We start from the raw sequence: 22,669 nt of genomic DNA, 5'->3' as shown, positions 1-22,669 counted from the left end.
GGCACCTCTCCGACGCGTTCCTGGTCCCCGTCCTGAGCGACCCTCGGGACGTCGTCGGCCCGGGCGCGGACACCCAGGTCCTCGTCGGCGGTCTCCTGACGTGGTCGACGCCTTCGCCTGCATCGGTACCGCCGTCGTGCTGTCCCCGTGGCCAAGCGACAGGACGAGTCGCTGGCGCTCGGCTTCGTCACCTCCCGCGTCCTCGAGGCGGCGATCATCCTCATCGGCGTCCTGAGCCTCTTCGCGGTCGTGACCCTGCGGCAGGAGCTGGCCGGGGCGCCCGGCACGGACGACGCCTCGCTCGTCCCCGTCGGGGCGGTGCTCGTCGCCGTCCGGGACTGGACCTTCCTGCTCGGGCCCGGCGTCATGCCGGCCGTGAACGCGCTGCTGCTGGGCACCCTCGTGTACCGCTCCGGCCTCGTCCCCCGGGTTCTCCCGCTCATGGGACTCGTCGGAGCCCCCCTGCTGCTCGCCGCCCAGGTCGTGACGGTGTTCGGCGTCATCGACGACACCAGCCCGTGGTCCACGCTCGCCGTCGCACCGATCTTTTCTGGGAGCTGTCGCTCGGCGTCTGGCTGGTCGCCAAGGGCTTCCGGCCCTCGCCCATCACCCCCGGCAGCGCGCCCTCGACCGGACGGGACGCCGCACCGTCCCGCGCGTGAGGGATGCCCCCGCGGACCCGGTGCGGTGCACATGCGCTTGCCGAACCGCCGCTCGGCGGGATCGACCAGCCGGACGGGCATGATGTGGCCGTTCCTCCTGGTCGAGGAGAGAGGAGAGCGCAGCGTGGAGTCCTCGCCGACGCGAACGCTCGGCAGCAGTGGGATCCGGGTCGGTGCCGTCGGCCTGGGGTGCTGGGCCATCGGCGGCCCGGCGTACCGCGACGGCAGGCCGATCGGATGGGGGAAGGTCGACGACCGGGAGTCCATCGCCGCGATCCACGCCGCGGTCGACGCGGGCGTGACCTTGTTCGACACCGCGAGCATCTACGGTGCCGGGCACAGCGAGCGGATCCTCGGTCACGCGCTGCGGGGTGTGCCGGACACGGTCGTCGTGGCCACCAAGTTCGGGCATCTCTTCGACGAGGAGACGCGCACGGCCACCGGCCGGGACGCATCGCCCGCGTCGGTCCGCGAGCAGTGCGAGGCGAGTCTGCGCCGGTTGGGACGTGAGGTCATCGACGTCTACCAGCTCCACCTCGGCGACTACGACCCGGACGGCGCCGAGCACGTGGTCGCCGTGCTCGAGGAGCTTGTCGCGGAGGGCAAGGTTCGGTCGTACGGATGGAGCACCGATGACCCCGCGCGGGCCGCGGTCTTCGCCAGGGGCGGGCACTGCTCGGCCATCCAGTTCGCCTTCAACGTGCTGCACGGCGACTCGCCCGTCCTCGACGTGTGCGAGACGCGCCGGGTAGCAGGGCTCGCCCGGAGTCCGCTCGCCATGGGGGCGCTGAGCGGCAAGTTCTCGCGCGAGAGCACGTTCGGCGGCGACGACGTCCGGAGCACGAGATTCGACTTCACAGGCGCGGATGCCGAGATCATCAGCGCCGTCGACCGGGTGCGCGATGTCCTCTGCTCAGGCGGGCGGACCATGGCCCAAGGTGCCCTGTGCTGGCTCCTGGCCCGCAGCGACGTCCTCGTGCCCATCCCGGGATTCCGGACCATCGCCCAGGCACGCGAGAACGCCGGCGCGCTGGCCCACGGGCCGCTCGACGACGACGAGCTGCAGCAGATCGACGCGGCGCTGGAGCGGGCCCGATGACCGTCCGCTGGGGCATGATCGGCTGCGGCGACGTGGCCGAGGTCAAGAGCGGGCCCGCCCTCTACCGGGCCAGAGGGTCGACCCTCGTGGCGGTCATGCGGCGCAACGGTGCGCTGGCAGAGGAGTACGCGCGCCGCCACGGGATCGCCCGGTGGCACGACGACGCGGACGAGGTCATCCAGGCCGACGACATCGACGCCGTGTACGTCGCCACACCGACGAGCACACACCGCGAGTACGTGCTGCGTTGCGCCGCTGCGGGCAAGGCCGTGTACGTCGAGAAGCCGATGGGGATGTCGCACGACGAGTGCGTGGACATGGTGCGGACGTGCCGGGCGGCCGGCGTCCCCCTGTGGGTCGCCTACTACCGCCGGGCGTTGCCGCGCTTCCTGGCCGTGAAGGAGCTCATCGAGGGTGGAGCGATCGGCGACGTGCGGGTGGTCCGGTCCGAGCGCTTGGAACGTGCGACCACGACGTCCGGGGAAGGGACTCTGCCCTGGCGCCTCGACGGGCGGCACGCGAGCGGTGGCCTGTTCTTCGACGGTGCCTGCCACACGCTGGACTTCCTCGACCTGCTGTTCGGCCCTGTCGAGGAGGTGTACGGGGTGGCGAGCAATCTCGCTGGCCTGTACGGGGTCGAGGACACGGTCACCGCGAGCTACCGCTTCCGGAGCGGTGTCCTGGGCAGCGGTTCGTGGTGCTACGCCGCCGACAGGGATGTCGACAGGACGGTCGTCTCGGGTACGTCCGGGCGGCTCGGCTTCTCGACCTCGCGTCGGGAGCCGATCTGGCTCGTCGACGCGAGCGGGGAGCGGCAGATCGACGTCGAGGACCCGCCGCACGTGCACCAACCGCTGGTGCAGACGATCGTGGACGAACTGAACGGCATCGGCAGGTGCCCGAGCACAGGGGACAGCGCGGCGAGGACGGCGTGGGTGACAGACCGCGTCCTCGCCGGTTTCCGGTCGACCCGACGCACTCCGGGCTGAGGCCCCCCGCCGCGTAGGGACGATCACCGCCGGTTCAGCGGGCCAGTCGCTGGCAGAGCGCGAGCGCACCGCCGGCCAGCAGCAGCATGGCCCCGACGTACTTCAGGTTCCACCTGGCCATGGTGAAGCTGTCGATGCCGTACCTGCCCTGCAGCACCACGTTGAGACCGGACAGGGGACCGCCCGCCCCCTGCAGACCCCAGGCGATCAGTCCGGCCATCGCGAACAGCGTGGGGTCGGGCTGCAGAGGACTCAGCACGCTCGCACTGATCGCGATGCTGATCACCGGGTGCAGGCCCAGTCCCGACACCGCCGCCATGATCCCGACGAGGCCCCAAGCCTCCCATGCCGAGAAGGTCGCGATGGGCAGCCAGCCGGCTGCGCCGCCGGCGACAGGGCTGACCCCCGCGACGAGAAGCCCGGCGGACAGGAACAGGAACAGTTCGCCGCTCATGGCCGGGAGCTGGCGCAGCGCATGGCCCGCGACCCGCTGCGGCATGGCGCGCGGCGCGGCGAGCGTGACCAGCAGCAGGGCCAGGAGGGGGGCGGCGATCGTGATGATCGCGACGATGGGGATCTCGGGCAGCACGAGGTGCACCGAGAGCACCAGCACCACGAGGGTCACCGGCGCGGCCAGCGACCGCACGGTCAGCGGATAGCCCCGGAACTCGCCCAGCCGGGGACCGAACGCTCTCGTCACCGTGACGCCACTGATGACGAGGGCGCTGGCCGCGAGGCAGGCGCCGACCGCCATCAGGACTTCCACGCGCGCAGCCGGGGCGTACGTCAGGGCCGCCGCGGCGGCTCCCCAGAACGGTGACCAGAAGGCAGCGCTGGAGTAGGCGCGGGACAGGAGGAGGAAGTGCCCCTGCTCCAGCCGACGGTTCGTGGCCGTGAACCGGTCGCCCACCATGTCCACCGCGGGGATGTTGATGACCGAGCCGAACAGGTGGAGTCCGAGCATCGTCTGCCAGACCCCGCCTCGACCAGTCGGGACCATGGCGGCCGGAGACCGTGCGGGGGCGACCAGACGCAGGAACGACACCGCGGCCAGCATCCCGATCAGCGGCTGATTGGCCGCCAGCATCGCCCGCCAGTCAGGTGGATGTCCCGCTGCGGCGGTCCACACGATCGCGATCAGCCCCAGGGTGCACAGCGCCGCCGTTGCGACCCTCTGCCGTACGGAGAGGCGGTGCACCAGGAGGGCGGCGGCGGTCCACGCCAGTGCCCCGGCCGCGAGTCGGGCCGTGTCGACGACCACGCAGAGGCCCGTGACGACGATCATCGCGCCGAGCAGCAGCGCGGCCAGGAGCTCATGCCGCGGCGGGCGTCGGGGGTCGGCCACGCCTTGCGGGACTCCCTTCAACCGATCGGCCCGTGCACGCCGCCTGGCGGCCGATCCGGCGCCTTGCGGGCGGCGGCCGGGTCAGGCCAGGACGTCCTTCAGCACGGGCGCGAGGGACTTCTTCTGCTCCAGCCCGATCCCCGGGGCATCCGGCAGTCGCACGTGACCGTCCTCGATGGGGTAGCCGTCAGCGAAGCCGCCGAAGGGCTCGAAGATCCCGGGGTAGGACTCGCACCCGTGGAGGTGGAAGGCCGAGGCGATCGACAGGTTGAACTGGTGGCCGCCGTGAGGGACGCACCGGTTCGGGTTCCAGCCGGCATCGAAGAGCATCGCGACGGTGCGCCTGAACTCCGTGAGCCCGTAGCTCAGCGCCGGGTCCATCTGGAGGATGTCGCGGTCCGGGCGCAGGCCCCCGTACCGGATGAGATTGCGTGCTTCGTGGAAGGAGAGGAGGTTCTCGCCGGTCGCCAGCGGCCCCTCGTAGCGCTCGGCCAACCGACGGAGCGCGTCGTAGTCCAGCGGGTCCCCGGCTTCCTCGTACCAGTGGAGGGGATACGCGCTGAGGGCATCGCCGTACTCGAGGGCCCGGTCGAGCTCGAACCGCCCGTTCGCGTCGACCGCCAGGTCGCAGCCGTCGGGGAGGATGTCGAGGACGGCTTCGATGCGGCGCAGGTCCTCGTCGAGCGGGGCGCCACCGATCTTCATCTTGACGGTGCGGTATCCCATGTCGACGTAGGACCGCATCTCCGCCTGCAGGGCCTCGAGGCCCCGGTCGGGGTAGTAGTAGCCCCCCGCCGCGTAGACCCAGACCTTCTCCAGCGGGGCTCCGGGCGTCCGCGGGTCCCGGGCGCGATCGCTGAGCAGCTGGTAGAGCGGGACGTCGGCCAGCTTCGCGGCCAGGTCCCACGCCGCCATGTCGAGGATGCCCATCGCTACGGCCCGGTCCCCGTGGCCTCCGGGTTTCTCGTCGCGCATGGCGGCGCGCCAGATCAGTTCGGGATCCAGGTCTCCGTGCACACCGATCAGGCTGTCCCCGGGGGCCTCCAGCACGCGGGGGATGATGCGTTCGCGCAGCAGGCCGCCCTGCGCGTACCGGCCGTTGGAGTTGAAGCCGTAGCCGATGACCGGCTCCCCGTCCCGGATCTCGTCGGTGACGATCGCGAGGACGCTCACGTTCATCCTCGAGAAGTTGATGAACGCATTGGACATGTCGGCTTCGATCGGAACGGTCTTCTCGCGGATGTCGACGATGCGCACGGCTCGGGCCTTTCTGCGAGGGCGGTGCTCGGAGCTCCGGGTCCGGACCGTCTCCAGCCGGACACGGCGAGGGGATATCGATTCCAGGGATGGGGTCGGACGCCGGGGGGCGAGGGCCTCGAGCGGTGGATCCGCCCCTTCCGGTCCTGCCAACCGGGGCGAGCTAGCGGTTGCATCCTTGTGAGCCCTGCCCTGGTGTGTCAACATCGCTGCAATCCCTCCGCCGAAATCAGGCGCGTCACCACGCTCATCGGTGGAAACGATTCCAAAGGAGCATCGCCGTGACATCTGCTGCCGGCATCCCCGCGGAGGAAGTCGACATCCTCGTCATCGGGGGAGGCGGCTCGGGGCTGGCGACCGCCGTCCGCGCCGCCCAGCGCGGCGCGCGCGTGCTGGTCGTGGAGAAGCGGGACCGGGTCGGCGGTTCGACGGCCCTGTCGGTGGGCTCCATCACGGCCGCGGGGACGCGACTGCAGCGACGCGCCGGGGTCCAGGACTCCCCGCAGGCCTTCCTCGAAGACATGTACGCCTTCCGGCCGGAGCTGCTCGAGGGCGACGCTCCCGACCTGCGGCGCCTTCTGGCCGACGAGGCGGCGGCCACGGTGTCCTGGCTGGAGGAGCTGGGCGTGGCATTCGTCGGCCCCTATCCCGAACCACCGCACCGCGTGCCGCGGATGCACAACGTCATCCCGAACTCGAGGTCCTACATCGCCCGCCTGTCGGCTGCCGCCGAGCGGCTGGGCGTCGCCGTCCGACTCGGCACGACCGTTGGGGAGCTCGTGGTGGAGGGCGGTCGGGTCACCGGTGCCGTGGTGCATGGTGCGGACGGTGATCGTCGCGTTCGGGCCGGCAGGGGCGTGGTGCTGGCCAGCGGTGACTTCAGCGGCAACCGGTCGATGCGTGAGGCGTTCCTACCGCCGGCCGCGGCCGCGGCCCGGCCCATCAACCCGCACGCGAACGGCGACGGTCACCGGCTGGCGCAGCAGATCGGCGCCGAACTGCGTGCCATGGACGTGACCTTCGGTCCTCAGTTGCGTTTCCCCCCACCTCCCCGGACAGGTCTCATCGACCGTCTGCCGACGTGGTCGTGGCTGTGCCGCGTCGAGGCGTTCCTCGTCCAGCGGCTCCCCGCCGCCGCGCTCCGGCCCTTCGTGAAATCACTGCTCATCACCCACATGTCACCCGCCTCGACGATGTTCGAGGCGGGTGCCGTGCTGGTCAACAAGCACGGGGAACGGTTCGGCTCACCGGAGACCGCGGTCACCGATCTGGCCTTCCAGGAGGACGGGCTCGGCTACATCGTGTTCGACGGAGCCATCGCACAGCGCTTCAACACGCCTCCGCATTCCATCTCCACCGCACCTGGCATCGCGTTCGCCTACTTCGACGACTACCGGCGCGGTCGGCCCGATCTCGTGGAGGAAGCGACCGACATCAGCGGGTTGGCGGTCCGCATCGGAGTGGACTCGACGAGCCTCGAGAAGTCACTCGCGGACAGCGGGTTCACCGCTCCGTACTTCGCGATGGGCCCGGTCCTCAGCATGCTCACCGTCACGGAGGGCGGGCTGCGGGTCGACGGGCGGCTGCGCGTCCTGACCGAGGACGGGACGCCCGTGGAAGGCCTGCACGCGGTCGGTGGCGTCGGGCAAGGGGGCATGTTGCTCCTCGGCCATGGCCACCACATCGGCTGGGCGATGACCTCGGGACGGCTCGTCGCGGAGGCGCTCACCGCCCCCGAGGCGGATTGAATGCAGCGAGCAGTCCTGGCGGGCAGCACGATGTCCGGTGCGGGAGGCGCACACGGGAGTGCGCGTCCTCATCGGCCGCCCGGGGGGGCCACATGACGACGATCAAAGAGGTCGCCCGGCGCGCCGGTGTCGCCCCGGCCTCGGTCACCCGGGCCCTGAGCGGGCACCCCAACGTCAGCGACGAGCTGCGGCAGAAGGTGCTCGCTGCGGTCGCCGAGACCGGCTACAAGCCGGACCTGCTCGCCGCGGGACTGCGGTCGAGGTCGAGCCGGTGCGTCGGCATCATCGTCAGCGACCTCATCAACCCTCTCCTCGCCGAAGTCGTGCACTACATGGAGATGGCGATCAGCCAGGCCGGGTACACAGTGCTGCTCGCCAACTCCCATGGTGATCCGGCGAGGGACACCGACAGCGTCCACACGCTGCACCAGCGACGCGTGGACGCCATCGCCGTCATGTGCGTGGACGAGCGGAATGCCGAGCTCCAGCAGGCGCTGGCCGGCTTCCCCGGACCGGTCGTGCTCCTCGACCGCGAGATCCCGTCCTGCGAGACCGCGAGCGCCGTCGTCAGCGACCACTACCGCGGCACCTACCGGCTGACCGAGCACCTGCTCGAGGCGGGCCACCGGGAGATCCTCTACCTCGGCGGCCTGCTGGACACGACGCACGTCGGGAGGGAGCGGCTCCGCGGCTTCCAGGCGGCGCTGGCGGACCACGGGCTCGAGATGCGCCCGGACCTGCTCCGGGCCTCGCGAGCCGTGGCCCAGGCCGGGCGTGACGTCATAGCCGAACTGCTCGACCGGGACGCGCTGCCGTCGGCGATCGTCGTCGGCCCCAACCCGTTCGTCCCCGGCGTCCTCACGGAACTACACGCCCGCGGCGTCCGCGTGGGCCAGGACGTGGCCCTCGCCAGCCTCGACGACACCCCGCTCGCCGTGCTCCACCAGCCGCCCGTGACGGCGCTGAGCCGGAGCATGGACGAGCTGGCGAGGGTCGCCGCCCGTCTGCTGCTCGACCAGCTCGCGGGCTCCCGCATCCAGCCGCGCACCGTCGTGCTCCCCGTCGAGGTGCAGTTGCGTCCCTCCACCGCCGTGACGGCGGAGGCCGTCGCCCAGAACAGGTCCCGCCGGCGATCCGGCCGGCGGCGGGCATCCGGGGACGGCGCGCCGGGTCTGCGGCGCGGCGCCGGGGCAGCCGTCTGACCTGCGCGCCGAGCCGCACCGCGTCGCCGTCCCCCGACGCCGCACGCGTGGCAGGCGCTGCTGCCGGCCGCCGGTCGTGCCGGACCGAGATCCGAGCCGGAGACCCGAGTGCCCCGCCACGGCTGGGCGCTGCTGACCGCGGCCTCGGGTGGACGTCGGTGCGCGCGTCCGCGGGAGCGACGGGCGCCGCGCCCGAGGGGTCCGGTCCGCGTCCGACTGTTCGGTGACGATCGCAGGAATCGGTTTCAGGACCCTTGCGATATCGATTCCAGGTGCCCTACGTTGGCCGCACTGCGGTGAAGATCACAATGGTCCGCCTCTCGGACCCCGGAGCCAGCGACCTCGGAGGAGCCTCCCATGCCGGACCTCGACTTCCAGGGCGTCCTGCCCGCTACGATCACGCCTTTCACCGCCGACGGCGAGCTCGACGTCGAGGGTCTGCGTTCGTACATGCGGTGGATGAAATCGGTACCAGGCGTCACCGGGGTCGTCGTGAACGGCCACGCCGGTGAGGGCACTTCGCTCACCCAGGCGGAGCGCCTGGAGGTCATCCGGCGCACGAAGGAGGTCCTCGGTGACGGCCTGCCGGTGATCGCCGGCGTGGGCGGCGACGGGACCCGCGTCGTGGCCGAGGAGGCCGCCGCGGCGGCCGATGCGGGCGCCGACGCGCTGCTGGTCTTCCCGGCGCCGAGCTGGCTGCGGTTCGGCTACCAGGAGGGCGCACCGCACGAGCGCTACCGCAGCGTGCACCAGGCGTCCGGCCTCCCCACGATCCTCTTCCAGTTCCCGATCGAGACCCACGCGTCCTATCCGCTGCAAATCGTGCTGGAGCTGTGCGACGTGGAGGGCGTCGTGGCCATCAAGGAGGGTGGCCGCAACATGATCCGTTGGGACACCGACGTCCCCGTGATCCGCCGGCACTTCCCGCACATCCCGATCCTCACCTGCCAGGACGAGTTCCTCCTGCACTCGATGTGGGAGTCCGACGGCGCCCTCGTCGGCTACGGGGCCCTGGTCCCCGAGCTCATGGTCGAGCTCCTGGCCAGGGCGAAGGCGCACGACTACGACGCGGCGAAGGCCGTCTACGACCGCATGGCGCCGCTCACCAAGGTGGTCTACCACCGGGCCTCGCACATCGAGTCGACGCCGGCCATGAAGATCGGCCTCGTCCTCCGGGGCCTGATCGAGTCCGCCACCGTCCGGGCGCCGCTCATGCCGCTGGACGACCTGGCGGTGCAGGAGATCGGGGCGGCGCTGAAGCACGCCGGCATCGAGACCGCCTGAGCGGCGCGTGCTGGACGAGGACGAGACCGTCGTGGCGGGCAGCGCCGGCGAGCCGCTCGCCGCTCCGGGCCGGCTGTCCGCGCTGGCCGGCACCGTGGGCACGCCCGCTGTCCGGGAGATCCGCGCCGACGAGGTGCGCCGGTTCCTGCTCGCCACCGATCCCGGCGGGGGCTCCCGCCAGGAGCGGCAGGCGCCGGCGGTCCGGGCGGGCGACGTCGTCCCGCCCACGTTCTTCTGCCCCGACCCCATCGTCGCGGCCGAGTCCATGGACCTGGCGAGGCCGCGGCCCTATGCGCGCAACATCGACGGAGGGTCCGAGTGGGAGGTCGGCCGCCCGGTCCGGGTGGGGGACGTCCTCACGCTCGTCCCCAGGATCGCCGAGGTCGTCGAGCGCGTGACCGGCGACGGGCGCCGGATGGCGACCACGGTGCTCGAGGTGACCGCCTGGAACCAAGCGGGCGAGCAGGTCGGCGTCGCCCGTGGCCGGTGCCTGTCCTACGAGGACCGGGCGTGACCGCGACCACGAGCCCCCGCGTCGGTGACGAGATCGGTCCGCTCGAGGTCCGGGCGACCACACTGGAGGACCTGGTCCGCTGGGCCGGGGCGATCGACGACTACTCGCCGATCCACTTCGACCCGGCCGCTGCCCGCGACCGGGGGCTTCCGGGAGTCGTGGTCAACGGACCGTGGAAGGCGGCCCTGCTCTCCCGTCTGCTGACCGACTGGCTCGGCGAGAGCGGCACGGTCACCGGGCTCCGCTGCGAGTACCGCAGGCCCGACGTCGTCGGAGGAACCGTGCGGGCCCGAGGCGTGGTGTCGGCGGTGACCCGGGACGGCGCCTACGAGTGCGTGGCGTGCGAGGTCTGGATCGAGGACGGCGCGGGAGAGCGGACGGTGGTCGGCACCGCCACCCTGCGGACGCGCCGGCCCGAGACGGGAGGCGCCCCGCCGGCTGACGGGCACGGGCGTGCGGCGTTGATCGGCGACAGGCTCCGCGACGCCCTCCGCGTCGGGGCCGAGGCGGGGCGTTTCACCTACCGGGTGGAGGCCGGCGACCTCGCCCGGTTCGTGCACGCGGTCGGTGGCCGTCCGCCGGCCGAGACGGTCGGCACCCACGTGCCGCCCGAGGCCCCGCCCACGTACTACGCGGTCCTCGACCCCGTGGAGCGCCGGGAGCTCCAGCTCGAGGAACTCCTCGACGAGCTGCCGTTCGCCAAGACCGGCGGTGGGAACGCGTTCAACGAGGTCGAGTACGAGCGGCCGATCCGGGTGGGCGACGTGCTCACGGTCGTGACGACGTACGAGGAGCCCTACGAGCGGGACGGCCGGGCCGGACGCCTGCTGTTCCGCGTGCGGCGGAACGACGTCTTCGACGCCGACGGTCACCTCGTGGCCCGGTCCCGCATGGGACACGTGCTCGCCTACGACCTCGACCGGGTGGCGGGCCGATGACGACTCGCCTCCGCTTCGAGGGCATCCGCGTCGGCGACCAGCTGCCGGCACTGGTGCGCACGCCGACCACCGAGCAGCTCGTGCGGTACGCCGGGGCGGCCAGCGACCCGGCCCGCATCCACTTCGACGAGGCCGAGGCCCGGCGGCGGGGGTTCGACGGCGTCATCGTGCACGGCCTGCTGAAGGCCGCCTTCCTCGGCGAGCTCGTCACCGACTGGTGCGGTGGGAGCGCCTGGGTCAAGCGGTTCGCCACGCAGTACCGCGGCGTCGACTACCCGGGACGGCCGCTGGTCTGCCGGGGCGCCGTGACGGCAACCCGGGTCGAGCACGGGGTGCCCCTGGTCGACCTCGACCTGTGGGTGCACAACGTCGAGGGCGCGACCACGACGCGCGGCCGGGCGACGCTCGCGTTCCACGTAGACGACCGCTCCCTCACCGCGAGGACCACGAGCGAGCAGGAGGACCGGTGACGGCGGGGACGACGGGGCTCACCGGAGGCACGACGGCGCACGTGACGCACCGCCTGGCCGTGCTCCCCGGGGACGGCATCGGCCGGGAGGTCGTGCCCGCCGCGCAGCGCGTCCTCGAAGCGGTCGGGGCCGGACACGGTGTCGCGTTCGACTGGACCGGGTTCGACTGGGGTTGCGAGTACTACACGCGCACCGGCCGGATGATGCCGGTCGACGGCCTGGACCAGCTGCGCCCCTTCGACGCGATCTTCCTCGGCGCCGTCGGATACCCCGGTGTTCCCGACCACGTCTCGCTGTGGGGTCTGCTCATCCCGATCCGGCGGACCTTCCAGCAGTACGTCAACCTGCGGCCGATCCGCCTGCTGCCCGGCATCGAGAGCCCGCTGCGCGGCGTCGAACCGGGCGACGTCGACTTCCTCGTGGTCCGCGAGAACAACGAGGGCGAGTACTCGGAGGTCGGGGGGCGGCACTACCGCGGGACGCCGCAGGAGACGGCCGTGCAGGAGGCGGTGTTCACCAGGTTCGGCGTCGAGCGCGTCATGCGGTACTCCTTCGAGCTCGCCCGGTCCCGGGGCGGACGCCTGGACTCGGCGACCAAGTCCAACGGCATCGTCCACACGATGCCCTTCTGGGACGAGGTGTTCCGGGAACTGGGCAGCCAGCACCCAGACGTGCCCACGCGCGAGTACCATATCGACGCCCTCGCCGCGATGTTCGTCCTGGACCCGCGGCGGTTCGACGTCGTCGTGGCCTCGAATCTCTTCGGTGACGTCCTGACCGACCTGGGCGCGGCCATCGTGGGCAGCATCGGCATCGCTCCGTCCGCGAACCTCAACCCGTCGGGGGAGTACCCCTCGATGTTCGAGCCGGTGCACGGTTCGGCACCGGACATCGCGGGCCGGGGGATCGCCAACCCCCTCGGTCAGATCTGGTCCGGCGCGATGATGCTCGACCACCTCGGCCACACCGCCGCGGCCGCCGACGTCCTGGCCGCGATGGAGCAGGTCCTGGGCGACGGATCGGTCCGCACGGCCGACCTCGGCGGCACGGCCACCACCGAAGCGGTGGCCGACGCCGTCATCGACGCCCTACCGGATCGGCACCCATGACCCGCCCCAGCGGACCGCGCCGCTCGAGCGCGGCGGCCCGACTCCCCTCGGACGACCAGCGCAGAGGAGCAACCCGATGACGATGTCGCAGCAGGTCGTGGCCATCACCGGCGGAGCCGGCGGCATCGGGCTGGCGACCGCCCGGCGCCTCCTGCAGGACGGCGCGCGCGTCGCCGTCCTCGACCTGTCCGAAGCGGCGGTCAAGGAAGCCGCCACGCAGCTCGCCCCGGACTCCGGCGAGGCGGTCGGCATCCCCTGCGACACCACCGACGAGCTGTCCACGAGCGAGGCCATCGAGTCCGTCGTCGGACAGTTCGGCAGGATCGACGGCCTGGTCACGGCCGCCGGCGTCCGCCAGACCGCCGCCGCCGCCCTGGACGTCGACCTCGGGGTCTGGGACCGCACGTTCGACGTCAACGTCAAGGGCACCTTCGTGGCGGCGCGCACCGCAGCCCGGGCGATGATGGCCGCAGGTACGGCCGGTTCGATCGTGACGGTCTCCTCGGTCACGGCCCTCTCCGCCCGCATGGGTCAGTCCGTGTACTGCGCGAGCAAGGCGGCGGTGCTGCACCTGACGCGCGTGCTGGCGCTCGAGCTCGCGGAGCACGGGATCCGCGTCAACGCCGTGTGTCCCGGCGTGACCGAGACGCCGATGATCGCCAAGGCGGTCCGTGACGAGGGGCCGCAGGTCCTGCGCGACAAGCTGGAGGGCTCGCTCGCCGCCTTCCGGCCCGGTATCCCTCTCCGTCGTCTCGCCCAGCCCGAGGAGCAGGCCGAGGCGATCACCTTCCTGCTGTCTCCGGCGGCGTCCTTCGTCACCGGCGCGACGCTGTCGGTCGACGGCGGCGCGGGAATCGTCTGAGCAGCGGATCGGTCGAGAGGAGACCCCCGTGCGGTGGATCACCAGGGGTGCCCGATTCGTCTGGCACCACAAGTTGGTGTCGTGCTCCATGGCTTTCCTGGTCGTGCTGGCCTTCGCCGCGGTCTTCCGGGACGCCGTGACGCCGTACGACCCCTACAGCACCGACGTGAGCCTGCGGAACCTCCCGCCGCTGTCCGACGGCACCGGCTGGCTGCCGCACGTCCTCGGCACCGACCCGCTGGGCCGCGACCTGCTGTCCGTGCTGGTCGAGGGCGCCCGCGTCTCGCTGGTCGTCGGGCTCCTGAGCGTCCTGGTCTCGGGCACCTTCGGAGTCGTCCTCGGGCTCGCCGCCGGCTACTTCCGCGGCCGCACCGACGACGTGGTGATGCGGTTGGTCGACCTCCAGATGAGCGTGCCGTCGCTGCTCATCGCGCTGCTCGTCCTCTACGTCCTCGGTCCCAGCCTGACGAACGTCGTGTTCGTCCTCGCGATCACGCGGTGGATGGTCTACGCACGGGTCACGCGCGGCCTGATGCTGTCGATGCGCGAGGAGTTGTTCGTCGAGGCGGCGCGCTCACTGGGGGCCTCGCACCTGCGCATCATCGTCCGCCACATGATCCCCAACATCATGGCGCCGATCATGGTCCTGGCCACGCTGGAGATGGCGGTGATGCTCCTGACCGAGGCATCGCTCAGCTTCCTCGGCCTGGGCATCCAGCCGCCGCAGTCGTCCTGGGGGCTCATGCTCGCCCAGGGGCGGGAGTACCTGACGACGGCCTGGTGGCTGGTCACCTTCCCGGGCCTGGCGATCCTGCTGACCACCTTGAGCATCAACATCATCGCCACGTGGATGCGAGCCCGCTCCACCGAGAGCCCACGTGAGTCGGGCGCCGTCGTCGAACCCCCGGCTCGGGCGCCGCTCGTCGCGCAGCAGGCATAGCACCCCCACTCCGATGCGGCCCGGGGTTCCGGGCCGTCGACCAGACGAGGAGCACGAGATGTCGACGACCGAGGCGTTCCGCGTTGTCGAGCAGGCCGCGGAGGTCGTGCCGGTGGCGAACCCGTACACGGGCGAGGTGCTCGCGCACGTGCCGTTGTGCGGGCCCGAGGAGGTGGACCGCGCCTGCACGCGAGCTGCGGCGGCACTGGCGCGCGACGACTTCCCGCCGCACGCCCGCGCGCGGGTCCTGGACGCCGCCGCCCGACGGCTCGGTGAGCGCCAGGAGGAGTTGGCGCAGCTCATCACCGCGGAGTCCGGGAAGGTCATCCGGGACGCCCGTGCCGAGGTCGGCCGCGCAGCCGAGACCCTGCGCTTCTCAGCCGCCGAGGCGCGCACGCTGACCGGTGAGGTCGTGCCGATGGAGGCGACCGCCGCGGGCGTGGGCAAGCTGGGGTTAGCGATCCGTCTGCCCATCGGCGTGGTCGGGGCCATCACGCCGTTCAACTTCCCGATCAACACCGTGGCCCACAAGATCGCCCCGGCCGTGGCCGCCGGCTGTCCCGTCGTCCTCAAGCCTGCTCCGCAGACGCCGCTCACGGCGATCCGCCTCGTCGAGCTCCTCGTCGAGTGCGGGCTGCCCGAGGACTGGATCACGGTGGTCACGGACGAGGAGAAGCGCGCCGGTGAGGCCCTCGTCGAGCACCCCGTCCCGCGTCTGCTGACCTTCACCGGCAGCTCCGTGGTCGGCTGGGGCATCGCCGCCAAGGCGCCGCGCAAGAAGGTCCTCCTGGAACTCGGCTCCAACGCCCCGGTCATCGTCGAACCCGGCGTCGCACTGCCCGAGTGCGCCCAGCGGATCGCCAGGGCGGCTTTCGGCACGGCCGGTCAGAGCTGCATCTCCGTGCAGCGCGTGCTCGTGCACCGGTCGGTGCACGCCGAGCTGCGCGACCTGCTGGCAGAGGCCGCCGCGGGCCTGGTCGTGGGAGACCCGACGGCTGAGGGCAGCGACGTCGGCCCGCTGATCACCCGGGACGAGACGGCACGCGTGCACACCTGGATCCGCGAGGCCGCCGCCGAGGGCGGCGAGGTGGTCAGCGGGGGCGTGCTCGAGGACGGATGCCTGCGGCCCACCGTGCTGGACCGAGCTCCGGACGGCTCCAAGGTCCGCACCCGGGAGCTCTTCGGCCCGGTCCTGGTGCTCATCGCCTACGACGACTTCGACGAGGCGTTGCGCATCGCGAACGAGACCCCCTACGGCCTCCAGGCCGGCGTCTTCACGACCGACCTCGGCAAGGCGCTGCGCGCCGCGAGAGAACTCGACTTCGGCGGGGTCCTGGTGAACGACGTGCCGACGTACCGCGCGGACCAGCAGCCGTACGGCGGCGTGGGGGAGTCCGGCAACACGCGGGAGGGACCGCACTTCGCCGTCCGCGAGATGACCGAGATCAGGTTCGTCTCCCTCCAGGCCCCTCCGCTCGACGGCAGCGCCAGGTCCTGAGCCCGTTCCGAACCGACAGACCTGAGGAGGTGTCGCGATGACCGGAGTGCTGGAGGGGATTCGCGTCCTCGACTTCACCGAACGGATCCAGGGGCCGTACGGGACGCAGATGCTCGCCGACCTCGGCGCTGAGGTCGTCAAGGTGGAGCGGGTCGGCGCGTTGACGCCGGACGGGCGCCCCGATGACCGCTACCCGCCGGACGGGGAGCGCACGCTCTACACCTCGATGTTCCTGTCGGCCAACCGGAACAAGAAGTCGCTCGCGCTGGACCTGAAGTCCCCGCGCGGGCTCGAGGTCGCCAGCCGGCTCGTCGAGCGCAGCGACGTCGTCTACGAGAACTTCCGTCCGGGGGTCATGGACCGGCTGGGCCTGGGCTACGACCGCTGCCGCGAGCTCAACCCGTCCATCGTGTACGCCTCGGCCACCGGCTACGGCCCCGACGGCCCCTACGCGCACAAGCCCGGTCAGGACGTCCTGGCCCAGGCCCTCGGCGGGATCGGGGCGATCAACGTCTCCGCCGAGGGGCGGCCCACCCCCGTGGGCATGTCCATCACCGACGTCATGGGCGGGATGAACGGCGCCTTCGCGGTCGTCGCCGCGCTGCTGCACCGGGAGCGGACCGGGGAGGGGCAGCACGTGCGGGTGTCGCTCCTGGCGTCGGCCATCGCCGCCCAGTCCGAGCAGGCCGTGCACTTCCTCAACACGTCGGTGGGCGAGCCGGTCCGGGGCTCGGTGATGCACGCACACCCGTACATCCCGCCGCCGTACGGCTTCTACGCGACCAAGGACGGCTACCTCGCGCTGTCCTCCGGACGGCAGGTCAGCACACTGTGCCGGGTCCTCGGCATCGACGACCTGACGTTGGATCCGCGGTTCGACTCCTACTGGAAGCGGGACGCCAACCGTCTGGAGTTCGAGCAGATCGTCGAGGACTCGCTGCGGACCCGCACGACCGACGAGTGGCTGGAACTCATGGAGGGCGCGGACATGTACGCCGCCCGGGTCAACTCCTTCGCCGAGACGTTCTCCGACGCCCAGGTCGAGCACGCGGGCCTCGTCGTCGAGATCGACTCGCCGATCGGCCCGCTGAAGCTGGTCGCTCCGCCGTTCACCTTCAGCCGCACCCCCGCCACGGTGCGCACGGCGCCGCCGCGCCACGGCGAGCACACCGACGAGGTCCTCGCATCGGCCGGATACGACGCCGATGCGATCGCCGTGCTCCGTGCGGACGGAGCGGTCTCGTGACAGGGCTCCGATCGGAAAGGGCCGCCATGTCCACCGTCATGCGTTCCCCTGCGCCGGTGCGCGGACAGGAGTCCGAAGAGCCCTTGCTCGACGTCCAGGACCTCACCCTGCAGTTCCACGCCCGGCACGGGCTGGTCCGAGCGCTCAACGGTGTGAACCTGACCGTCCGCGCCGGCGAGCGCGTCGGGATCGTGGGCGAATCGGGATCCGGCAAATCGGTCACCGCGCTGTCGATCCTCCGCCTCGTCCGCGCAGGGCGCATCGCGGGGGAGATCCGCTTCGCCGGGGAGAACCTGCTCACGGTGCCCGAGGCCCGGATGCGGCAGATCCGCGGCAAGGAAATCGGCTACATCTTCCAGGACCCGCTGTCGGCGCTGAATCCTGTCCGGTCCGTCGGCGACCAGATCAGCGAGGTCCTCCGCCTGCGCGGCGTGAGGAAGGCCGAGGCGCGCCGGCGCACCCTCGACATGCTGCAACGGGTCGGGATCAAGGATGCCGGGCGGCGGATCGACGACTACCCGCACCAGTTCTCCGGTGGCATGCGCCAGCGCGTCATGATCGCGATGGCGCTGATCGGGGAGCCGAGACTGGTCCTCGCGGACGAGCCGACGACGGCCCTCGACGTGCGTGTCCAGGCCCAGGTGCTGGACCTCCTCTGGGACCTCGCCGACGAGCGTGACCTCGCCGTCGTGCTCATCACGCACGACCTGGGCATCGTCGCGGGCTTCGCCGAGCGGGTGGTCGTGATGTACGCCGGTAAGGCGATGGAGGAGTGCTCGACCGACGAGCTCTTCCGTGCGTCGATCCACCCGTACACCCTCGGGCTCCTCCACTCGCTGCCGCGCGTGGACGGCGAGGTCCCCGAAAAGCTCATGACGATCGGCGGTTCGCCACCGTCACCCAGCGCCCTGCCGTCCGGCTGCCCGTTCCACCCGCGCTGCCGGTACGCCTTGGACCGGTGCAGGGAACAGGTCCCCGCGTTCGTCACGCCGCCTAACGGCAGCCACCCGTCCGCCTGCCACCGCGCCGAGGTGCTCGCCCAGAGCCCCGGGGTGTTGCAGTGAACGGGCCGATCCTCGAGGTCGAGCACCTGGTCAAAGAATTTCCCGGCGGACGCCGTGGCGAGGTGGTCCGCGCCGTCGACGACGTCTCCTTCGCGGTTGCCGAGGGTGAGGTGCTGGGCCTCGTCGGGGAGTCGGGATCGGGGAAGTCGACAACTGCGCGCTGCGTCATGCGCCTCATCGAGCCGACGAGCGGCCGGATCACCTTCGAGGGCAACGACCTGATGGACGCGTCCCGGTCGCGTCTCAAGCGGCTTCGGCGCGGCATGCAGATGGTGTTCCAGGATCCCTACTCGTCGCTGGACCCCCGCATGCGCATCGAGGACGTCATCGCCGAGGGCATGGTGGTGCACGGCACCGTCCGCGGTGCCGAGGCGCGGCGGGCCCGGGTCGCCGAGTTGCTCGAGCTCGTCGGCCTGCGCCAGGACCACCTGCGGCGCCGACCGTCGGACTTCTCGGGCGGGGAGCGCCAGCGCATCGGCATCGCCCGCGCCCTCGCGGTGGATCCACGGCTGCTCGTCTGCGACGAGCCGGTGGCGTCGCTCGACGTCTCCATCCAGGCGCAGATCCTCAACCTCTTCAAGCGGCTCCAGCGCGACCTGGGACTCACGATCATCTTCATCGCGCACGATCTCGCGACCGTGCGGCACCTCTGCGACCGCGTGGCCGTGATGAGCAACGGCGCGATCCATGAGATCGGCACGCGCGAGCAGATCTACTCCGCACCGACGAGCGACTACACCCGGAGCCTGCTCGCGGCCATGCCCGTCCCGGACCCGGAGGTCGAGCGGCGCAAGGCGGCAGCCCGGAGGGCACGCCTCGAGCCGGCCGGATCGGCCGGCGAGGCCGGCGGCGGGGACGCCCCGACCGACGGAGGCGGACCCACCGCCGCGGACCCGAGGCCCTCCCTGCCGGTGTCGGCGTCGGGGGGTGCCGGCTGATGGCCGTCGAGCGGAGGACCCGGATCTCGGTCGAGGTGGCCGACCGGGTCGCCACGCTCACCATGGACGGGGCGCACGTCCTCAACGCCCTGCACTCGGAGACCCACCGCGAGATGCAGCGCGCGTTCGACGAGCTCGATCTCCGCGACGACGTGGGTGCCGTGCTCGTCCGCGGCGCCGGGCGCGCCTTCTGCTCCGGATCCGACCTCCGGGAGATCGGGAACATCGACGGTCCCACCGCCCGGCGGTACGTCCAGCTGGACTGGATCACCAAGAACCGGATCGCCGGCAGTCCCAAGCCGGTGGTCGCCGCAATCCAGGGCTACTGCGTCGGCGGGGGCGTGGAACTGGCCGTCGCGTGCGACATACGCATCGCGGCCAGCGACGCGGTGTTCTCGATGCGGGAGGTGCCCCTGGGCAGCGTGCCCGGCTCCGGAGGCCTGCAACGGTTGCCATCCATCGTGGGGCGCGGAGTGGCGAAGGACTGGGTGCTCACCGGCCGCGACGTCCCCGCCGAGGAGGCGCTCCTCCGGGGCCTGGTGAGCCGGCTCGTGGCCCCCGTCGAGCTGGAGCACGAGGCGCGGGTGCTCGCCTCGTCGCTGGCCGGCCGCAACGCCACCGCGATGCACCTGGCGAAGGTGGCCCTCGACCCACAGCCGGAACCCGACCGCGGCTTGGTGGCCACCTTCCAGATGCTCGCCGGGGCCGCCTGTCACACCGACCCCCGCTACCACGAGACCACCAGCAGGTTCACCGGCAAGCAGGTCGCCGGTGAGTCCGGGACCGCAGGTGTCCCGCATGCCCGCTGAACGGCCCGCGCTCCCGGCGGGACGGGACGACCAGCGCGCCCCGCCGGACGGCTCCGTCCCCGGGGACTCGCCCCACGACGCACGGACCGCACCTCGAGCACATCCCCTCTAGCCAGGAAGGGTCACACATGCGGCACTCGGGTTCCACTCCTCGACCTCGGCGGATCACCCGCCGGGGCGCTACGTTCACCACCTCGCTCGTCGCCCTCTCGCTCGTCCTGACCGCCTGCGGCGGCGGATCGCAGTCCGCCGATGCCACGAGCACCGGCGAGATAACCATCGGGCTCCCCGAGGAGCCACGCTCCCTGGCGAGCTGGAACGCCTACTCCAACGACGGTCACCCGATCCTCCGCAACGTGGAGGAGGCCCTGCTCAACCGGGACCCGGAGAGCAACGAACTCGTCGGCGAGCTGGCCACGTCCTGGGAGCAGGTCGACGACCTGACCTGGCGTTTCCAGCTCCGTGAGGGGGTGACGTTCCACGACGGCTCACCGTTCGACGCCGAAGCGGCCGCCTTCGGGCTCAACCACGTCCTCAGCGAGGAGAACGCCTTCCCGATGAGGACCTTCCTGGGGCCCGAGCTGGAAGCGAGGGCCGTGGACGAATACACGCTCGAGGTGGTCACCGAGGCGCCCGACCCGATCCTGGACAGCCGCCTCTACTTCGTGACCATCCCGTCCATGACCGCGCTGCAGGAGAACCCGGACACGTGGGAGACCAACCCCGTCGGCACCGGGCCCTACCGGTTCGCCGAGTGGAACCGTGGCCAGAACATCGTGCTCGAGGCCAACGAGGACTGGTGGGGCCGGGACAGCGCCGACGAGGCGCTCGGGGACAACGAGGACATCACGAGGGTGACGTACGTCTTCCGTCCGGAGACGGAGGTCCGTGCATCCCTCGTCCAGACCGGGGAGGCGCAGTTCGTCCGCTGGCTGAACGAGGCGCAGTGCAACGAGGCGCCCAAGTGCGAGTCCGGGCCCGGTGTCGAGACGGTGGTCCTCCGGCTGGACACCCCCAACCCGGCCCTGGCCGACCCGCGCATCCGCGAGGCCATCGCGCTGTCGTTCGACAAGAGCGCGATCATCGACGACATCATGGGCGGCGGTGAGCTCGCGGCGCAGATCGTCGGTCCGTCGGCCCTGGGCTTCAACGAGTCCCTGGAGCCCTTCCCCTTCGATCCGGACCGGGCGAAGGAGCTGGTCGCCGAGGCGGTCGCGGACGGTGTCCCGGTCGACCTGCCGTTGGTCGTCTCCGCCCGTGAGGGCTTCATCCTGCGGGCGAGCGAGAGCATCCAGCTCATCGCCGATGCCCTCCGCGAGATCGGCCTGACCAACGTCACGAGCGAGATGCGCGAAACGGCCAAGTTCGAGGAGGCGTGGACGGCCGGCTACGACGCCATCACGCCCGACCGCGGGCTGATCGGCCTCCAGCAGCACGGCAACGAGCTGATGGACTACTCCGGCAGCATCGAGGGCTACTACTCCTGCGACGGGGCCACCTCGGCGTACTGCGATCCCGAGCTGGAGCGGATGTACGACCGGGCCAACTCGCTGGCCGGTGACGAGCGCGAGGCCGCGCTGCAGGAGATCGCCCAGTACGTCTACGACCGGATCCCCGTGGTTCCCATCGGTCAGCCGAACTTCTACTTCGGCATGGCCGAGGAGCTGACCTGGTCACCGCGTCTGGACGGGTTCGTCCTCATCAAGGAGATGGAGCTGGGCTGAGCCCGTCCGCTCCGCCACGGGCCGGGGCGGCCCGGAGGGGCCGCCCCGGCACCGCAATCCCCTGCGCGCCGCTCGCGCCGGAACACCGACACACCGTCCGAGATGGAGAAGACGACATGGCGTCGAACAACCCGTTGATCGCTGCCTGGGCCGCGGGGCGCAAGACCTACGGCCTCTGGTTGACCACTCCCGGGTCCGTGCAGGCGGAGATCGTCGCTCGACAGGGCCTGGACTACGTCTGCGTCGACTACCAGCACGGCCTCGTCGACCACAGCACGGGCGTCCCGATGATGCAGGGGATCACCGCCGGTGGCGGCATCCCGATCGCGAGGGTCGGCTGGAACGAGCCGGCACGCATCATGCAGGTTCTCGACGCCGGGGCCCTGGGCGTCGTCGTCCCCATGGTCAACAACGCGGAGGAGGCCGCGGCCGCGGTCGCGGCCTGCAAGTACCCGCCGGCCGGGATGCGTTCCTTCGGACCGGTGCGCGCGCGCGACACGATCGGGACCACCGACCCCGCGGCGCTGGCCGATGTGGCGTGCATCGTGATGGTCGAGACCGCCGACGGGATCCGGAACACGGCGGACATCGCGGCCACTCCCGGGGTCGACGCCATCTACATCGGGCCCAGCGACCTCGCCCTGGGGATGGGCTACGAGCCGAACCACACGCCTCCCCGGGAGGACTTCCTGCAGGTCATCGAGGACATCCTGAAGGCCTGCCGGGACAACGGGATCGCGGCCGGCATCCAGGCGGCCAACGGCCGGATCGCGCAGGGCTACTCGGAGCAGGGCTTCGACATGATCACCGTCGCGTCGGACGCGGCGCTCTACGGCGCGGCCGTGCGCGAGCAGCTCGCCATCGCGAAGGCCGGCCCGGCAGGGACGACGCCCGCCTCGGCCCCGGCCGGTCAGTACTGATCGACGCGACGCCGACCCTCACCCGCGAGACGCGAGCGCCCGAGAACAGGA

General features: G+C 71.6%; 20 protein-coding genes. 18 read left to right on the top strand and 2 right to left on the bottom strand.

What is annotated here, in order from left to right; genetic code table 11:
- Positions 1-147 precede the first annotated feature (147 nt).
- Together OF117_RS08010 and OF117_RS08005 are read left to right on the top strand one after the other, a co-directional pair.
- Positions 148-1,761, top strand: a complete 1,614-nt coding sequence (locus OF117_RS08010; protein ID WP_263552293.1) for an aldo/keto reductase — start codon at positions 148-150, stop codon at positions 1,759-1,761.
- Complete coding sequence (locus OF117_RS08005) at positions 1,758-2,750, top strand: Gfo/Idh/MocA family protein (protein ID WP_263552292.1); 993 nt, start codon at positions 1,758-1,760, stop codon at positions 2,748-2,750. The genes OF117_RS08010 and OF117_RS08005 overlap by 4 nt, the downstream gene beginning before the upstream one ends.
- 34 nt (positions 2,751-2,784) lie before the next feature.
- Here OF117_RS08005 and OF117_RS08000 read toward each other — a convergent pair whose 3' ends face one another.
- Together OF117_RS08000 and OF117_RS07995 are read right to left on the bottom strand one after the other, a co-directional pair.
- Positions 2,785-4,095, bottom strand: coding sequence for a hypothetical protein (locus OF117_RS08000; RefSeq protein ID WP_263552291.1), 1,311 nt, complete (start codon positions 4,093-4,095; stop codon positions 2,785-2,787).
- 81 nt (positions 4,096-4,176) lie between these two features.
- Entirely contained in the window at positions 4,177-5,352 is a 1,176-nt protein-coding gene (locus tag OF117_RS07995; RefSeq protein WP_318014227.1) for an enolase C-terminal domain-like protein, read from the bottom strand.
- 281 nt (positions 5,353-5,633) lie between these two features.
- Between OF117_RS07995 and OF117_RS07990 the strand changes: the two genes are divergently transcribed.
- From OF117_RS07990 to OF117_RS07915, 16 genes are all read left to right on the top strand, one after another.
- Positions 5,634-7,100: an FAD-dependent oxidoreductase gene (locus tag OF117_RS07990; RefSeq protein ID WP_263552290.1), complete on the top strand. Its 1,467-nt coding sequence runs from the start codon at positions 5,634-5,636 to the stop codon at positions 7,098-7,100.
- Between the two features lie 92 nt (positions 7,101-7,192).
- Complete coding sequence (locus OF117_RS07985; protein ID WP_263552289.1) at positions 7,193-8,302, top strand: LacI family DNA-binding transcriptional regulator; 1,110 nt, start codon at positions 7,193-7,195, stop codon at positions 8,300-8,302.
- 357 nt (positions 8,303-8,659) lie between these two features.
- Positions 8,660-9,586, top strand: coding sequence for a dihydrodipicolinate synthase family protein (locus OF117_RS07980; RefSeq protein ID WP_263552288.1), 927 nt, complete (start codon positions 8,660-8,662; stop codon positions 9,584-9,586).
- Between the two features lie 7 nt (positions 9,587-9,593).
- A complete protein-coding gene (locus tag OF117_RS07975) occupies positions 9,594-10,100 on the top strand; it encodes a MaoC family dehydratase N-terminal domain-containing protein (RefSeq protein ID WP_263552287.1) in 507 nt (168 codons plus the stop codon).
- Positions 10,097-11,038, top strand: a complete 942-nt coding sequence (locus OF117_RS07970) for a MaoC family dehydratase N-terminal domain-containing protein (protein ID WP_263552286.1) — start codon at positions 10,097-10,099, stop codon at positions 11,036-11,038. The genes OF117_RS07975 and OF117_RS07970 overlap by 4 nt, the downstream gene beginning before the upstream one ends.
- Positions 11,035-11,508 carry a MaoC/PaaZ C-terminal domain-containing protein gene (locus OF117_RS07965; RefSeq protein ID WP_263552285.1) on the top strand — a complete coding sequence of 158 codons (474 nt, stop codon included), beginning with the start codon at positions 11,035-11,037 and terminating at the stop codon, positions 11,506-11,508. The genes OF117_RS07970 and OF117_RS07965 overlap by 4 nt, the downstream gene beginning before the upstream one ends.
- Positions 11,505-12,617, top strand: a complete 1,113-nt coding sequence (locus tag OF117_RS07960) for a tartrate dehydrogenase (RefSeq protein ID WP_263552284.1) — start codon at positions 11,505-11,507, stop codon at positions 12,615-12,617. Before OF117_RS07965 ends, OF117_RS07960 begins: the two co-directional genes overlap by 4 nt.
- A 76-nt stretch (positions 12,618-12,693) precedes the next feature.
- Complete coding sequence (locus OF117_RS07955; RefSeq protein ID WP_263552283.1) at positions 12,694-13,479, top strand: SDR family NAD(P)-dependent oxidoreductase; 786 nt, start codon at positions 12,694-12,696, stop codon at positions 13,477-13,479.
- Positions 13,480-13,507: 28 nt separating this feature from the next.
- The gene (locus OF117_RS07950) at positions 13,508-14,419 is read left to right on the top strand and encodes an ABC transporter permease (RefSeq protein ID WP_263552282.1); all 912 of its coding nucleotides are present in this window, start codon (positions 13,508-13,510) and stop codon (positions 14,417-14,419) included.
- A 58-nt stretch (positions 14,420-14,477) separates the two neighbouring features.
- A complete protein-coding gene (locus OF117_RS07945) occupies positions 14,478-15,917 on the top strand; it encodes an aldehyde dehydrogenase family protein (RefSeq protein WP_263552281.1) in 1,440 nt (479 codons plus the stop codon).
- 37 nt (positions 15,918-15,954) lie between these two features.
- Positions 15,955-17,163 (top strand): CaiB/BaiF CoA transferase family protein, encoded by a 1,209-nt coding sequence (locus OF117_RS07940; RefSeq protein ID WP_263552280.1) that lies wholly within the window; start codon positions 15,955-15,957, stop codon positions 17,161-17,163.
- Between the two features lie 56 nt (positions 17,164-17,219).
- On the top strand, positions 17,220-18,227 hold the full coding sequence (locus tag OF117_RS07935; protein WP_263552279.1) for an ABC transporter ATP-binding protein: 1,008 nt from the start codon (positions 17,220-17,222) through the stop codon (positions 18,225-18,227).
- The gene (locus tag OF117_RS07930; RefSeq protein WP_263552278.1) at positions 18,224-19,165 is read left to right on the top strand and encodes an ATP-binding cassette domain-containing protein; all 942 of its coding nucleotides are present in this window, start codon (positions 18,224-18,226) and stop codon (positions 19,163-19,165) included. Before OF117_RS07935 ends, OF117_RS07930 begins: the two co-directional genes overlap by 4 nt.
- The gene (locus tag OF117_RS07925; RefSeq protein WP_263552277.1) at positions 19,165-19,974 is read left to right on the top strand and encodes an enoyl-CoA hydratase/isomerase family protein; all 810 of its coding nucleotides are present in this window, start codon (positions 19,165-19,167) and stop codon (positions 19,972-19,974) included. Before OF117_RS07930 ends, OF117_RS07925 begins: the two co-directional genes overlap by 1 nt.
- Before the next feature lie 128 nt (positions 19,975-20,102).
- Positions 20,103-21,698, top strand: coding sequence for an ABC transporter substrate-binding protein (locus OF117_RS07920; RefSeq protein ID WP_263552276.1), 1,596 nt, complete (start codon positions 20,103-20,105; stop codon positions 21,696-21,698).
- Positions 21,699-21,814: 116 nt separating this feature from the next.
- The gene (locus OF117_RS07915) at positions 21,815-22,618 is read left to right on the top strand and encodes an HpcH/HpaI aldolase family protein (protein ID WP_263552275.1); all 804 of its coding nucleotides are present in this window, start codon (positions 21,815-21,817) and stop codon (positions 22,616-22,618) included.
- Positions 22,619-22,669: the final 51 nt, after the last annotated feature.

Source organism: Geodermatophilus sp. YIM 151500, assembly GCF_025716945.1.
GTDB lineage: Bacteria > Actinomycetota > Actinomycetes > Mycobacteriales > Geodermatophilaceae > YIM-151500.
Note: the sequence above shows the minus strand (reverse complement) of the source record. Positions and strands in the feature narration are given on the sequence as shown.

What these genes read in the sequence shown, in the direction of transcription:
- OF117_RS07920 (WP_263552276.1), top strand. Translation starts at nt 20,103, where the DNA reads ATGCGGCACTCGGGTTCCACTCCTCGACCTCGGCGGATCACCCGCCGG.
- OF117_RS07955 (WP_263552283.1), top strand. Translation starts at nt 12,694, where the DNA reads ATGACGATGTCGCAGCAGGTCGTGGCCATCACCGGCGGAGCCGGCGGC.
- OF117_RS07915 (WP_263552275.1), top strand. Translation starts at nt 21,815, where the DNA reads ATGGCGTCGAACAACCCGTTGATCGCTGCCTGGGCCGCGGGGCGCAAG.
- OF117_RS07945 (WP_263552281.1), top strand. Translation starts at nt 14,478, where the DNA reads ATGTCGACGACCGAGGCGTTCCGCGTTGTCGAGCAGGCCGCGGAGGTC.
- OF117_RS07925 (WP_263552277.1), top strand. Translation starts at nt 19,165, where the DNA reads ATGGCCGTCGAGCGGAGGACCCGGATCTCGGTCGAGGTGGCCGACCGG.
- OF117_RS07940 (WP_263552280.1), top strand. Translation starts at nt 15,955, where the DNA reads ATGACCGGAGTGCTGGAGGGGATTCGCGTCCTCGACTTCACCGAACGG.
- OF117_RS07980 (WP_263552288.1), top strand. Translation starts at nt 8,660, where the DNA reads ATGCCGGACCTCGACTTCCAGGGCGTCCTGCCCGCTACGATCACGCCT.
- OF117_RS08005 (WP_263552292.1), top strand. Translation starts at nt 1,758, where the DNA reads ATGACCGTCCGCTGGGGCATGATCGGCTGCGGCGACGTGGCCGAGGTC.
- OF117_RS07985 (WP_263552289.1), top strand. Translation starts at nt 7,193, where the DNA reads ATGACGACGATCAAAGAGGTCGCCCGGCGCGCCGGTGTCGCCCCGGCC.
- OF117_RS07965 (WP_263552285.1), top strand. Translation starts at nt 11,035, where the DNA reads ATGACGACTCGCCTCCGCTTCGAGGGCATCCGCGTCGGCGACCAGCTG.